Origin of the sequence: Hafnia sp., from assembly GCF_036648275.1 — a bacterium.
Taxonomy (GTDB): Bacteria; Pseudomonadota; Gammaproteobacteria; order Enterobacterales; family Enterobacteriaceae; genus Hafnia; species Hafnia alvei.
The window spans coordinates 36,829-49,639 of sequence record NZ_JAVXIQ010000007.1; the positions used below are offsets into that span (position 1 = coordinate 36,829).

15 protein-coding genes are annotated in these 12,811 nt (G+C 48.5%); 6 read left to right on the plus strand and 9 right to left on the minus strand.

Annotated features, from left to right (window positions below; translation table 11 throughout):
- Positions 1 to 517: 517 nt before the first annotated feature.
- The 6 genes from RSC70_RS08645 to fliF all read right to left on the minus strand — a co-directional run bounded on the left by RSC70_RS08645 (position 518) and on the right by fliF (position 7,196).
- A complete protein-coding gene (locus RSC70_RS08645) occupies positions 518 to 1,867 on the minus strand; it encodes a flagellar hook-length control protein FliK (RefSeq protein ID WP_332542235.1) in 1,350 nt (449 codons plus the stop codon).
- Positions 1,864 to 2,304 carry a flagellar export protein FliJ gene (fliJ, locus tag RSC70_RS08650; protein ID WP_040046484.1) on the minus strand — a complete coding sequence of 147 codons (441 nt, stop codon included), beginning with the start codon at positions 2,302 to 2,304 and terminating at the stop codon, positions 1,864 to 1,866. Before fliJ ends, RSC70_RS08645 begins: the two co-directional genes overlap by 4 nt.
- A gap of 66 nt (positions 2,305 to 2,370) precedes the next feature.
- A complete protein-coding gene (fliI, locus tag RSC70_RS08655) occupies positions 2,371 to 3,732 on the minus strand; it encodes a flagellar protein export ATPase FliI (protein WP_332542236.1) in 1,362 nt (453 codons plus the stop codon).
- On the minus strand, positions 3,729 to 4,490 hold the full coding sequence (fliH, locus tag RSC70_RS08660; RefSeq protein WP_332542237.1) for a flagellar assembly protein FliH: 762 nt from the start codon (positions 4,488 to 4,490) through the stop codon (positions 3,729 to 3,731). Before fliH ends, fliI begins: the two co-directional genes overlap by 4 nt.
- Positions 4,483 to 5,475 (minus strand): flagellar motor switch protein FliG, encoded by a 993-nt coding sequence (fliG, locus tag RSC70_RS08665; RefSeq protein ID WP_025796729.1) that lies wholly within the window; start codon positions 5,473 to 5,475, stop codon positions 4,483 to 4,485. The genes fliH and fliG overlap by 8 nt, the downstream gene beginning before the upstream one ends.
- Positions 5,472 to 7,196 carry a flagellar basal-body MS-ring/collar protein FliF gene (gene fliF, locus RSC70_RS08670; RefSeq protein ID WP_025796727.1) on the minus strand — a complete coding sequence of 575 codons (1,725 nt, stop codon included), beginning with the start codon at positions 7,194 to 7,196 and terminating at the stop codon, positions 5,472 to 5,474. The genes fliG and fliF overlap by 4 nt, the downstream gene beginning before the upstream one ends.
- A gap of 296 nt (positions 7,197 to 7,492) precedes the next feature.
- On the opposite strand from fliF, the gene fliE reads away from it, so the two are divergent.
- From fliE to RSC70_RS08695, 5 genes are all read left to right on the plus strand, one after another.
- Positions 7,493 to 7,807, plus strand: coding sequence for a flagellar hook-basal body complex protein FliE (gene fliE / locus RSC70_RS08675; RefSeq protein ID WP_025796725.1), 315 nt, complete (start codon positions 7,493 to 7,495; stop codon positions 7,805 to 7,807).
- Positions 7,808 to 8,808: 1,001 nt separating this feature from the next.
- Complete coding sequence (locus RSC70_RS08680; RefSeq protein WP_040046486.1) at positions 8,809 to 9,141, plus strand: DUF1971 domain-containing protein; 333 nt, start codon at positions 8,809 to 8,811, stop codon at positions 9,139 to 9,141.
- Between the two features lie 12 nt (positions 9,142 to 9,153).
- Positions 9,154 to 9,504 carry a DUF1869 domain-containing protein gene (locus RSC70_RS08685; protein WP_043493747.1) on the plus strand — a complete coding sequence of 117 codons (351 nt, stop codon included), beginning with the start codon at positions 9,154 to 9,156 and terminating at the stop codon, positions 9,502 to 9,504.
- 207 nt (positions 9,505 to 9,711) lie between these two features.
- Entirely contained in the window at positions 9,712 to 9,924 is a 213-nt protein-coding gene (locus RSC70_RS08690) for a hypothetical protein (protein WP_040046488.1), read from the plus strand.
- Positions 9,925 to 10,048: 124 nt separating this feature from the next.
- Positions 10,049 to 10,366: a hypothetical protein gene (locus RSC70_RS08695; RefSeq protein WP_040046489.1), complete on the plus strand. Its 318-nt coding sequence runs from the start codon at positions 10,049 to 10,051 to the stop codon at positions 10,364 to 10,366.
- 264 nt (positions 10,367 to 10,630) lie between these two features.
- Here the strand turns inward: RSC70_RS08695 and RSC70_RS08700 are convergent, their stop codons facing one another.
- Complete coding sequence (locus RSC70_RS08700) at positions 10,631 to 11,293, minus strand: DUF3313 domain-containing protein (protein WP_130999066.1); 663 nt, start codon at positions 11,291 to 11,293, stop codon at positions 10,631 to 10,633.
- Positions 11,294 to 11,564: 271 nt separating this feature from the next.
- Between RSC70_RS08700 and RSC70_RS08705 the strand changes: the two genes are divergently transcribed.
- Positions 11,565 to 11,825, plus strand: coding sequence for a putative hemolysin (locus tag RSC70_RS08705; RefSeq protein ID WP_130999260.1), 261 nt, complete (start codon positions 11,565 to 11,567; stop codon positions 11,823 to 11,825).
- Between the two features lie 205 nt (positions 11,826 to 12,030).
- On the opposite strand, the gene fliT is transcribed toward RSC70_RS08705, so the two are convergent.
- Together fliT and fliS are read right to left on the minus strand one after the other, a co-directional pair.
- Positions 12,031 to 12,393 (minus strand): flagella biosynthesis regulatory protein FliT, encoded by a 363-nt coding sequence (gene fliT, locus RSC70_RS08710; RefSeq protein ID WP_332542238.1) that lies wholly within the window; start codon positions 12,391 to 12,393, stop codon positions 12,031 to 12,033.
- On the minus strand, positions 12,393 to 12,806 hold the full coding sequence (gene fliS, locus RSC70_RS08715; RefSeq protein ID WP_025796593.1) for a flagellar export chaperone FliS: 414 nt from the start codon (positions 12,804 to 12,806) through the stop codon (positions 12,393 to 12,395). Before fliS ends, fliT begins: the two co-directional genes overlap by 1 nt.
- Between the last annotated feature and the right edge of the window lie 5 nt (positions 12,807 to 12,811).

Here is a 12,811-nt window from a genome sequence, read left to right on the forward strand (position 1 = left end):
CGGCTTGGCACCGTTCTTCAGCCTGCTTCGCAGGTGCCCGAATATCGTCATTCCGGCTTTAACGGAACGAACGGCAATCGCCATCCTGGCTCCTCCGTTCTTTCGCCGACATCCCTGTCGGCGAATCCTAGCCTGCATACCTCTCTTCGGCTGAAGAACAACGTGCCGGAAAAGGTCAAACCCAAAAGGCAAAAGGCAAAAGGCAAAAGGCAAAAGGCAAAACCTTTATCTGTTTTTTAGTTTAAGTCTTGGGAGAAAGAGCAACGCTAACAGGATGTTAGCGTTAGGGGAGGAGGCGCCAAGGATGGCGCATGCCGACCCGGCGCGGAGATGGCGTCTCGGATAAAAGCGCGCGAGTTGAGAGCCCCCGCGCAACGGGGCTCTCATCGGACGCCTTCGACTTGGCTAAATATGAAAGCGGTTATTGATAGGCGGTCGAAACCTTACACCTTATGGCACAGATAACAGGCAGCCGAAACCATACATCGCAACTCCACTCAATCTAATTAAATGAAATTTAAACACTAATATCCACTCCCCCAACTCTCACCGACTTAGCCGAAACGCTGGTAGTAACGATTCTATCGTCATTATTCCCATCCACACTAAATCCGCCGGAAGCGTTTTGCTGGCCACCGTTCCACTGCGGTTGGGCTTCGCTGCCTACGCTGCTTTGTCCTAGCTGAATACCACTATCTGCCAACGCGGTACGCAGTTGGGGAAGGGCGGCTTCCAGCGCTGCGCGTACCTGACTGTGACCCGATGCCATGTGCAGCTGCGCTTGGTTGTCATCGATGCGTAGGCTGATTTGCAGCGATCCTAAATCCTGTGGATGCAGGCGCAGTTCGGCGCTGTGTTGGCCGCTGCGATTAAACATGAGGATCTGCTGACTCAATGCTTGCTGCCATTCACTGCTGCCTAACTGAGCATTCAGCACCGGCGTTGGCATCGGCGCGGCAGGAACCGCGGTTGCTTGTGGGGCAACTACCGGGCTACTCACCGCAATATTGTGCATCGCTTGGCTTAGCGTATGTGCTGGCTGCTGCGAAAGATTGAGATCGCTGCGCGGCAGGCGAGCATCCTCTATTTGAGGGGCCAGTTTCAGCGGAATCTCGGAGGTGTTTAGCGGTGTAGCGCTAGTTTCAACGCTAGATTTAAGCGCTGATGGATCACTCTTTTTACCCGGCACCGTGGCTAACGAGAGATCCCATTGCTGACTGTCTGTATCGGTATCTGGCTTATCGGATTTCAATAACGATCCAAGATCTAGCTTGGCATCTTTTTTATCTTCACCCGTAAGCAAATTCATAAGGGGAGATGCGCGATCGGATGTGGCTGCATTCAACGCATCGTTGATTTCAGCGCTGTTTGCGGTGTCAGACACGGCAACTTTTGGCAAAGCATCGGGCAGCATAGCAAACAAAGCGCTGATGGCGGCTTGTCCCGCTTGTTCAGTGCTTTTGTCTGTTATTGTCTCCGTCAACGCAGGCAGATGATCGCCTTTGCCCGCAGGTTTTTTATCTGCGAGCGCGGTGCTCAGTGATGCCAGTAATTTCTGCTGCTGTTTAGGATCCAGTGTTGCCAACTGGCCTAATAGCTTCTGTGCATCTTCACCCTTAGCGGACTGATTTTCTAGCGTTTTGGCCAGCGCTGCCTGCAACGTTTTAAGGTCTGTTTTTTCGGCTAAACCTGAAGTCGTTTTATTGGCTGTTGCGTGTGGTGCTCGATTCTCTTTGCTCGGTGAATGTGCCTGAGACAGCACGTCAGAGAAAGGCGCAGCCGCTTTCTTCGATGATTTGGCCGACGAGGCACTCGCATTGGTTGCTGTAGGATTTGTTATCGCAGCAGCGAGCAGTGGGGACGTCATGATTTTTCTCTCCTCATGGCGGCACGCTGGGCGTACTCATCCATCCGTTTTTGATCTTGTTTATTGAGCTGCATTTTTAGCTGATGTTCTTGGCGCTCGTGGAGCGTGCAAAAAGCATTCAGGCGTTGCTGTTTTTCCTGCCAGCAACGCGTGGCGGTCGCGAGCCTGACATTGCACTGGTTTAACTGTAGGCGATGTTGGTCAATCGCCTGATCCAATGTGCGAATAAACTGCTGATAGTTTCGCCAGCTAGATGCATCCATTCCGCCGCTCATCCCCTGATTGAGACGCTGGCGGTATTCATCTTGATAATTGAGCAGCATAGTTAGCTGCTGTTCTGCATGTAAAAACGCTTGCTGCGACTTGCCTAGTGCGGTGGTGGCATCATCAACATCTTGCTGTGCAAGGTCACGTAGCGTGCCCATAGGTGAAGACATTTTTACCTCCTATCTCTGCGTGTGCACTGAGCTTATCCAGCGTGCAGAGATGCCTATTTAGTGCCCCTATGCAGGGAACAAAGCCTGAAGACTTGAGCAGGCATCGGCATAGCCGCTGCGCTCGAAGATCCCTTGTTGCAAAAACGCTTCCAAATGCGGATAAAGTGTAATGGCCTGATCCAATAGCGGATCAGAACCCTTGGCATAAGCGCCCACGCTGATGAGATCGCGGTTGCGCTGATAGCTCGAAAGTAGCTGTTTAAAGCGTCTGACACGGGCGTAGTGGTCATCGCTGATAAGCGACGTCATGGCACGGCTGATCGACGCTTCAATATCAATTGCCGGATAGTGTCCCGCTTCGGCTAGGCGGCGTGACAGAACGATGTGCCCATCCAAAATAGCGCGCGCCGAGTCGGCGATAGGGTCTTGCTGATCGTCACCCTCGGTGAGTACCGTGTAAAACGCGGTGATCGAACCGCCGCCGTGAGTACCATTACCTGCACGTTCAACCAGCGCCGGTAATTTGGCAAATACCGACGGTGGATATCCTTTGGTCGCTGGCGGTTCACCGATAGCCAGTGCAATTTCACGCTGCGCCATGGCATAGCGGGTGAGGGAGTCCATGATCAGCAACACATGCTGGCCGCGATCGCGAAAATCTTCGGCAATGCGCGTGGCGTAAGAGGCTCCCTGCATACGCAGCAGGGGAGAGACATCGGCCGGTGCGGCGATAACCACCGAACGTTTACGGCCTTCGTCGCCTAAAATATTCTCGATAAAATCTTTAACTTCACGGCCACGTTCACCAATCAGCCCCACGACGATGACATCGGCCTGTGTATAACGCGCCATCATGCCGAGCAGTACGCTTTTACCCACGCCGGAACCGGCAAAAAGCCCCATACGCTGTCCACGTCCCACGGTCAGTAGGGCATTAATGGCACGAACACCAACGTCGAGCACGTCAACGATCGGCGTGCGTTGCAAAGGGTTAAAAGGCAGCGTGGTGAGCCCGCCGAGATCGGCCTCTTCCGGTGGAGGAAGTCCATCAAGGGGCTTTGCGGCGCCGTCGAGCACGCGTCCTAGTAGCATCGGGCCAAGCGGAAGCTGTTTACCACCGGACTGTAAACCACCGCTTTGTGAGCAAACTCGCGCCCCAGGCACAATGCCATCAACTTCTTCTAACGGCATGAGAAACAGCTGCTGCCCATTAAAGCCAACGACTTCAGCTTCAACCTGCTGAATTTTCACGCCGTCATAGCGCTCAATCAGGCACGTTGCGCCAATAGGCAGCTGTAATCCACTGGCCTCGAGAACCAGCCCCGTCGCTCGGGTTAAACGACCGTAGCGCCGCGCAGGTGGGATCTGGGGGATGCGCTTTTCAAAGGCATCTAAGGTGCCTAACCACGTGTTGAGGCGTTGGGTCATAGTGGCAACTCCGGTGCCGCCAGTTTGCATAATTCTTGCCAACGGGTAGCGATACTGGCGTCAAGTTCGCCGCCCTCGGCGCTGATTTTGCAGCCGCCGCGGTGTAGCTGGGTATCGGCAAGTAAACGCCAGCCCTGCTGTGCTAACTGTACGCCGAGCTGTTGCTGAATAATCGGCAAATCTTGCGGATTCACCCGCAGCTGTAAATTGCCGCTAAACAGCGGTTCTTGATTGATCAGATGCTGAATTTGTTGCAGCACCGCGCTGGCATCGCACACCGGCGACTGACCGATAATTTGCTTGGCGGCGGTCAGCGCCATTTGCATCAGGCGTGCGGCAATCACATTGTCCATGGCCTGCAATGAATGCTGGAACTCTTGAGCAAGCTGTCGCCAATGGTCGAGTACGGGTTGTTGCTCAGTTTGCGCCTGCTGCAATCCCTGAGAACGACCTTCGTTGAGGCCTTGCTGAAAGCCTGCATCGTAGCCCTGCTTTTCGCCTTGTTGTAATCCGTGCTGGTAACCCTGCATTTGGGCATTTTCACGTAGCTGTTCTAACTCAGCCTGCGCAATGGCTGCGGGGGTAGACTCCGCAGCAGGAGGCAGGGGCTCCATTTTAAACGCGGGCATTTTAGGCTTACGCGGCGCTGAAAAATCACGCATCTCCCAGCGCTGCCATTGCTGATTGGTTTCTTCAATGGTGGCTTTGGGGAATACCGCTTTGCGGAATCCATCTTTCGGGTTAGGAGGATTAGACATAAGCATCCTCGCCGCCGCCGATCACAACTTCGCCGCTTTCCGCCAATCGGCGAACGATCAGCAGAATCGCTTTCTGTTCGCTTTCTACCAGCGATAGGCGAACTGGCCCGCGCGTGGAGAGATCGTCGCGTAGAATATCGGCCGCACGCTGCGACATATTGCGCATAAATTTCTCGCGCAGCGCTTCGTCGGCACCTTTGAGGGCGATGAGCAGAGATTCGGACTCCACTTCCTGCAAGATGCGCTGAATGCTGCGATCGTCGACGTCGACCAGATTTTCGAACAGGAACATTTCGTCGATAATTTTCTGCGCCAGTTCACCGTCGTAGATACGCATGGCTTCGATGACAGACTCTTCCTGCTGGGTTTTCATCAGGTTGATAATCTCTGCCGCCGTGCGAATACCGCCCATTTTGCTGCGCTTGAGGTTTTGACCATCTAACAAACCGTTAAGGACTTCGGTCAGCTCTTGGAGTGCCGTCGGCTGAACGCCACCGAAGGTTGCGATACGCAGTACCACGTCGTTGCGCTGGCGTTCGTCAAACTGAGCCAGAATATCAGCGGCCTGAGCGCGTTTCAGGTGCACCAAAATAGTGGCGATAATCTGAGGATGTTCATCGCGAATAATATCGGCTGCGGCCTGAGGCTCCATAAAGTTGAGCGTTTCGATGCCGCTGGCGGTTTCGCGTGATTCCAGAATGTCTTCCAACAGGCTAGAAGCACGCTCTTCACCTAACGCTTTAACCAATACTGAACGCAGATAGTCACTGGCGTTGACGCTGAGCGCTTCGTACTGCTCGGCTTCGTCTTGAAACTCGTTGAGCACTTCGCCTAACTGCTGGTGAGAAACCTGACTCATGGTCGCCATCGTGGTGCTGAGATGCTGCACCTCGCGGGTAGAGAGGTGCTTGAACACCTCTGCCGCGCGGTCTTCACCGATGGTCATCAATAAAATGGCGCTTTTTTCAGTTGGGGTCATGGTCATTGCTCGTTACTCATCCATTGGCGAATGACCAGCGCAACCACGCGAGGGTCTTGCTCAGCCATATCACGGACACGCTGTGCCTGCTGTTCAGCAGTGGCACGTTGCTGTGTTTTACGACGATTCTGCACTTCTTCATTGCTTGGTTTAGCTGGTTGAACCGGCGTGGTGACAATTGGCGTTGGCTCAACCCGACGAGCAGGCTGCGCGTTAGCTAGCTGTTTGTTCAACAGCGGTTTCACCAGTTTGCGCCACAGAATGAAGGCTACAATCAGAACCAACAGATAGCGCCCGATCGTCATCAGCAGATCAAAGAAGCTTGCTTGTTGCCAGAACGGAACAGCGCTGTTGTCTTCAACATCGGCGGTAAACGGCGTATTGACCACGTTTAACGTGTCGCCGCGTGTTGCGGAGAAGCCCATGGCTTCGCGGACCAGCGACGTGACCTGCTCAATTTGCTGTGGTGTTAACGGAATGCTTTTACCGCTAGCGTTAGTGCCATAGTTAACGACGACGGCCACCGACAGACGATCGATGTTGCCCGCTTTTTGCTGGGTGTGGCGAATCGTACGATCCACTTCATAGTTGATGGTTTCATCACGGCGTGCATTGGATGCTGAGCTACTCCGGCGACCGTTGGTGTCAATGGTGGAAGCAGGGCGCTGAGTATTCGCCGCATTGGCCGCGTTGGCATTTGCGCCAGCCTGCGGAGGATTCGTGATATTCCCCGTCGGAGGCGGTGCAGGCTGATTGGTCAATGCACCAGGAACGCCGCCAGAAAGTTGACCGCCGGACTGGGAGCTGTCGCTCAGCTGTTGGCTGCGAACCGCAGCCTGATTAGTGCCCTGATTCGGTTTGTACTCTTCGTCGGTCTGTTCACGAACCGCGTTATCAATTTGCGCGGTAACCTGCGCATGCACGTTGCCGTTGCCGACCATCGGCTGCAAGATAGCCTCGATGCGGCGCTGAATTCGGCTTTCGACTTCATTCGCGTATTTCAACTGTGTGGCGTTGAGATCGCGGCCAGTACCGTCTGACTGAGTCAGCAGGTGTCCGCCTTGATCGACCACGGTGACATTCCCCGCGGGTAAGCCTGCAACGCTGCTGGAGACCATATAGACAATGGCGTTGATTTGTCCTTCATCTAAAGCGCGGCCTGGTTGCAGATTTAAGGTAACGGATGCTGAAGGCTGTTTTTGTTCTCGAACAAAGAGTGAAGGTTTTGGTAGTGCCAAATGGACGCGCGCTGTCTGAACGGGGCCTAATGTTTCGATGGTGCGAGAAAGTTCGCCTTCCAACGCGCGTTGATAGTTGATTTGCTCACTGAACTGGCTGATGCCGAATTTTTCTTGATCCAGAAGCTCAAACCCAACGGCTCCTCCTTTCGGCAGGCCTTGCTGCGCGAGGCGTAGGCGAGTCTCGTGAACCTTTTCCGCCGGAATTAACAGCGCAGTGCCATTATCCGTGAAGCGATAGGGAATGTTCATCTGGGTGAGTTGGGTGACAATAGCACCGCCGTCCCGATCGCTGATGTTGCTATAAAGAACCCGATAATCAGGCGATTTAGCCCACAGAGCCAGTACTGCAATAACGGCGATAGCAATCGCACCGGCAATGAGCAGTGGAATTTTGGGGTTAGCACGCAGACGATTCACTATGCTAGCGAAACCGCCATCCCCGCTTTTTGCTGTGGTGCCAGCGCTACCGTTGGCTGAAGCGTTCATGTGCTTACCTTGTCTTTCAGTTGGGCCGAGAAAGAATCTCGGAATAAATTGATGTCTTGCAAAACGAACTCCCTGACGCGCTATCAGCGAAATGTATTCAATCAGAGCCTTTTCTTGGAAGGTCTGCGGCTTACAAAAGTAGGCAGGGTATTATTCTGCGTAGAGAGGGAATTTGATGGGAGAATAAGGCCCTATTTTTGCGTCTATTTAGCGGCTTTACTCTTTGATCTCTATGTTAGGGTGATGCCTTATGGGTAAAAGCCATTTGGTAAACACAGACAAAGAGGGTATCGGCAGTGGCGATAGTGGGTATTGAAGGTGTACTTCAGCAGCTTCAGGCAACGGCTGTATCAGCTGCAAACCGTAGCCAAAACAGTGAGGCCCCACAGGGGGCGTTTGCCGCTGAACTTAAAGCCGCAGTGAACCGTATCAGTGATACGCAGAATAATGCCAAGATTCAGGCGCAAAACTTTGAAATGGGCGTGCCGGGCGTAGCGTTAAACGACGTGATGGTTGATTTGCAAAAGTCAGGGATCTCGCTGCAGATGGGGATTCAGGTGCGTAACCGCTTAGTTGCGGCCTATCAAGACATTATGAATATGCAGGTCTAATCGTCTTAGTTATCTGTTTGTAATGCTTAATCTTAACCACTCAACTTTGCTTTGGTGCGACGCTGGCGGCGAAGTTGGGTGATTTATCCCCCTCATACTTTAAGCAACTTAAATTATTTTGGGTGTATAGATTATTTAATAAGGCAATTTAAATCTTACGAATTATTATTTATATCGACTCATCGAGTTGTTTAGGTGGCGTTGTGTCGTTGATAGCTACACTTGATGTTAACAGCGTTTATCTTTGAGTCAGTATTGTGTGAATGATGAACAGCGTTGCAATGTTATACCGAACAAAGGGAGCGGAACCATTATCGGATTAGTATGATTGTAAGGTGTACGTTGCGTGGCTAGTATTTGAAGATAATGGTCGGAACCTATTAGGTAGGCCTCATTTCAGATAAGCATAGGCGGCAATATGGGTTATAAAATCAAACAGATGTATTTGCTATTAGCGCTCGGCTCACTTTTTGGTGTATCCGCTATCGCATTGATTAGTGTCTGTTTATCTTCCTTGTAACTGTTTAGACGACGATACGCGCCCAGCACACAGCGGTTCGTAGATGTCACTTTCTGTCGATATTCTTCGTCCGCAACGGACTGCTCTAAAACCATGCTAATACTGTGGGATAGTTTTTCTCAGATTGTTTGTATGAAAAAAGAACAATAGGTCTATTCTGTTTAATTTTTATTTACCTCAGAATATTCTTAATTCATGTAATTCCATGCAGAGTATTGTAAATATATAATTCTTATCCTCACTTTAATTTTATTCACGGATTTTAAAAATAGTGATGCGCTTGCGTATAACCCTTAAGAGGGTGACGCCTATCTCTTAGTGTAAATAGAAAGAGGTATTAGGATAAGCTTTATAATGTTGAAACAATATATGTCTTCACGTTAATCGTTTAACGTTGTTCAATAAAAGGTATATGATATGCATCATATTCACATGTACTGCCCATATTCTTGCTGAGCGGTAGTTAATATGAGGTTTAAATATGCAACGCATCATTATACCAACCAACTATGTTCATACACGCACGACGCCCTTGTGGACGAAAGAGACGGCTCCCGCTTCAATTTGGAAACGCCATCTAGACGCGGGCACTCGTCAAGGTGTCTATCCTCGACTGTGTGTGATGCAGGGGACTATTCGTTATTACGGCTATGCAGACGAAACCAGCCCTGAAGCTATCGAAACGCTCACCATTGAGGCTGGGCAGTTTGGCGTGTTTCCTCCCGAAAAATGGCACCGGATTGAAGCCTTATCTGATGATACGGTGTTTAACGTAGATTTTTACGTTGATCCCAATATTTTATTAGAAGAGTAAGAGGGCAGTATAATGACAGTTGAAAATACAGTTGAGAATAAAGGTTATGCAATTGCTCTCTCTAATGAGAGTAGCCAGCATAGCGCAGAGAAAACGTATCTTAAACCGATGGCATTATACATTCCAGATGTCGCGACCGGATTGGTTATTGAACTTATTAATAATCTCGATGATAAAAATAATAATGGTGCAGGTTTTACACTGACAGTCACTAATAAAAATAATGGCGTGTCAGTGGATAAACATTTTTCAACGCTTGAAGATTTAAAAGATCCCGCTACGTCATCTGATGCGCTTAAAGATCTCATCAATATCGTTCGCGGCTATGACTCCGACGAAGAAACTAACGTGTGTGGTTGGTAACAATATCTGTTTGGAAGAATATCATATTGTGGTTGGCGTATCGGTACCTATGCTGACCAAAATATGATATTTGTTGTGCTGTAAAATTGAATTCAATTGTAAGAGAGTCTACATATCTAACCCAATTTTAGATGATAAAATAATGACCTAACGTACTGTTAGGCATAACAGCGATTTATAAATCAGATAAAATATACGGGATTTGATATGAAGGTTAGCTATATTAGTTACTATGAAGGTTTAGATATCAATGGCGAAGTCATTTATCAGGGGAATGGCTCACATCTTGTCAGTGCTGAAAAAGAAGAACCCTCTCCACATGAAATTTTGGCCGCGATTAATCAATATTTGATTAACGGAGCCAAAGAAAACAACCCGTCCATCGCTAAGATTGTGATTAAAGGATTGTTTAAACTGTAATCAGGTGATGTGGAAAGACCGCGAAAGTGGTCTTTTTTCAGTTTGGTCGGGTTATTCGTATTTATCTGGTTTATGAAGTAACAACTTGCCGTTATCATAAGAACAAACCTTGTGTGAGATTCTTATGAAGAAATATACCCTTTCTCCGTTGTTACCCGTGTCTTTACCTGCACTGTTCTCCGTGTTGTTACCTGCCGTTTTGGTTGGGTGTGTAAGTACACCAAATGGTTTTGTGAGATTAGATGAGCATGAAGCCAATCAGGCTGTTATCTATCGTTACGATCCTGAAAAAGTGAATAAAGCAGCGATGGACGCCGATGCGTTAAGCTACTGCAAAGAAAATGGCTTTGATAATGCGACACAAATTCCTCCGCTAGCAAGCACTGTCCCAACGCTGAAACGCATGGCCTACACCTGCTCCTACGCAGTAAAAAAACGCTAACGTATTGAGCTTGCATTGGGTGTTTGCACTTTAAACTCACTCGCTATATAATCTTGTATACAGCGATGGGGAATCGTTCAGATTGCTCAAACCCATGGCTCATTGCTTCAGAACGTTTGTTTTCAAATTTCTAGTATGGTTTCCCGTGCCGTTTGGTGCGGGATTTTTTTTGCCTCGATGTTCTACCAACGGAAAAGGGCATAAAAAAAGCCAGCCGTGATTTACGGCTGGCTATGAAATATCTTTTTTGCTCGCTGTGATGAATTATTTCACATCGAACATCGTGGCGTCGGTTGCCATGTTATCAATGACAGTTCTCAAATCATCTACGGTCAGCAGCTGATTTGAGTTAGACAATTGTTTGCCTGAACCTTTACGTACCACTTTCATTACTGTTTTGTTGGTTTGAGAGTCAATTAACTCACCCTCGAAGAACAAGTTCGTATCCATGGTGCGGTGGCCGGTTGCGGCTTGTGTACCTGCAACAACCATTGCAATTGGGATCACTTCATAGAACTGTAATCCTTCTTTGCTGGTATCAACCGCGGTGATTGCGCCGCGGAAAATCAACGTGTTTGGACCAGGCTGTGTCACCAGCGTAGAACGCTGGGCCGCCGCCGCTTTTAGCTTGGTATTAGTATAGTTAAGCACGCCATCTAACACGTTTTTACCAATCTGCGTGGTAGGTTTAGGCTCAGGATAATAGGTCACTGGGTTGTAAATCAGTTTGTCGTAGTGGCTGGATTTAAAGCTTGGATCAACCCAGCGCATAACGGGCAAACCTGAAGATGACTTAGTTTCTGTTAGGTTTGAATAGTCTTTTAAAAAACCTGAATACTGTTCAGGAGTTGCAGTTTTGGTTGCACAGCCGGTTAGAGCCAATGCGCCGATTAATAGCGCAGTTTTAAGATTACGAAGCGTAGCCATAGATCCTTTTCCAAATGAGAGAAGCGGCAAGCTAAGATATAGCAGAATCTCATAGGTTTACCTATAAATTGATTAGTTTTGTGGTGTTAGTTTCACTATTTTTAACCAATAAATTATTTCAAATAATGTAATTATATAATTCATTTATTTTTTATATAAAAAGTTAACGTTTTTGATGATAAACCCTATAATGAACAGGAGTAATTACCTGTTTCTGCGGGTGAGAAAAACGAGAATGTTTTTTGGTTTTCTTAGGATGATTAACAAAATGATGAAAGTACGTATGTTGGCAATTGTTGGGATGAGCGGCCTTATGTTGGCTGGTTGTGTGTCAGGTAACACGGTTCCTCCTGTAGATGCAACGCCTGCAAAGGGAGCGATCGGGATGCCAAATCCGGCCTCAGTGTATTGTTTAAAACTGGGAGGCAAAGAAATTAATAAAACAACAGAGCTTGGTGTGAGCACGGACTGTTTATTGCCAACGGGAGAGAGAATAGATGAATGGGCACTATACCGACGTGACCATTCCTAATTAATTCACCTGGAATATAATTTTTATTAAAAGTAATGTAGTTAAGCGTATTCGCTTTTTACTAAAAATTAATGTTGATTATTAATGCCATAGCAATATGGCTGATATAATCATTCGCTGTCTTTCTTATTGGAATATTATTGTTTAAAGCGTTTTACTAAAATTTATGCCTGAGTATGGAAATGACTGGTGTTGAATAAAAAAATTAAAGCAAATCGCCAAGATACCCTTCGTTGTCAGAAAATTGCCCATAGGTGTGGGTGACGGCTTGTTGGCGTGAAGTTTTTCCTATTATCTGGCTCAACTCATCCATGCGCGCCTGAAGTAGGCGCTTAATTTCTGCTTCGTTATCGAGAATTTTAGCTAAAATGCGGCGCAGCTCCGCCTGCATCGCGGAGTCTACTTCGGAAATTGGCATCAGCTCGGTGGTTTTTGCCACCGCTTGCAGATACTCCATCTCCAGTTTAACGAGCGAGTCCCACTCAGAACGCTTAGCAAGTTCCAGCATGCTTTCGCTGAGCGAAAGGATATGACGGTACGCGTGTGACAAAGGCTGTATTCCATACATTATAAGTGGTCCTGCTGAGTAGGTTGAGATTGTGGGCCGATCTGACGCCACGCATCGGCAATGTTATCTAACAGGTCCGTGACATGTTGGATTGTAACTTCATCATTATGAAGATTAGCATGTAACAGGCGTTTAACCATATAGTCATACAGCGCTGATAAATTTTCTGCAAGCTCTCCGCCTTTTTCCAGATTAAGTCCCGCTTTTAATCCATTATCAATGATGTTAATGGCTTTGGTGATTGACTGCCCTTTGAGCTGCGTTTGTCCCGCCTGCATATGCAGGCGGGCGCGAACTAGGGCGCTATGCGCCCCGTCAAATAACATTACGATGAGCTGGTGAGGACTGGCGCTCATCACGCCACTCTCCAAACCAATCTCAGCGTATGCTTGTGAGCCCGTCGCTTTATACATGTGTT

Excerpts from the sequence above, each read along its gene's own strand:
- RSC70_RS08645 (WP_332542235.1), bottom strand. The coding sequence starts at position 1,867 with ATGACGTCCCCACTGCTCGCTGCTGCGATAACAAATCCTACAGCAACC.
- fliJ (WP_040046484.1), bottom strand. The coding sequence starts at position 2,304 with ATGTCTTCACCTATGGGCACGCTACGTGACCTTGCACAGCAAGATGTT.
- fliI (WP_332542236.1), bottom strand. The coding sequence starts at position 3,732 with ATGACCCAACGCCTCAACACGTGGTTAGGCACCTTAGATGCCTTTGAA.
- fliH (WP_332542237.1), bottom strand. The coding sequence starts at position 4,490 with ATGTCTAATCCTCCTAACCCGAAAGATGGATTCCGCAAAGCGGTATTC.
- fliG (WP_025796729.1), bottom strand. The coding sequence starts at position 5,475 with ATGACCATGACCCCAACTGAAAAAAGCGCCATTTTATTGATGACCATC.
- fliF (WP_025796727.1), bottom strand. The coding sequence starts at position 7,196 with ATGAACGCTTCAGCCAACGGTAGCGCTGGCACCACAGCAAAAAGCGGG.
- RSC70_RS08680 (WP_040046486.1), top strand. The coding sequence starts at position 8,809 with ATGCAACGCATCATTATACCAACCAACTATGTTCATACACGCACGACG.
- RSC70_RS08685 (WP_043493747.1), top strand. The coding sequence starts at position 9,154 with ATGACAGTTGAAAATACAGTTGAGAATAAAGGTTATGCAATTGCTCTC.
- RSC70_RS08690 (WP_040046488.1), top strand. The coding sequence starts at position 9,712 with ATGAAGGTTAGCTATATTAGTTACTATGAAGGTTTAGATATCAATGGC.
- RSC70_RS08695 (WP_040046489.1), top strand. The coding sequence starts at position 10,049 with ATGAAGAAATATACCCTTTCTCCGTTGTTACCCGTGTCTTTACCTGCA.
- RSC70_RS08700 (WP_130999066.1), bottom strand. The coding sequence starts at position 11,293 with ATGGCTACGCTTCGTAATCTTAAAACTGCGCTATTAATCGGCGCATTG.
- RSC70_RS08705 (WP_130999260.1), top strand. The coding sequence starts at position 11,565 with ATGAAAGTACGTATGTTGGCAATTGTTGGGATGAGCGGCCTTATGTTG.
- fliT (WP_332542238.1), bottom strand. The coding sequence starts at position 12,393 with ATGTATGGAATACAGCCTTTGTCACACGCGTACCGTCATATCCTTTCG.
- fliS (WP_025796593.1), bottom strand. The coding sequence starts at position 12,806 with ATGTATAAAGCGACGGGCTCACAAGCATACGCTGAGATTGGTTTGGAG.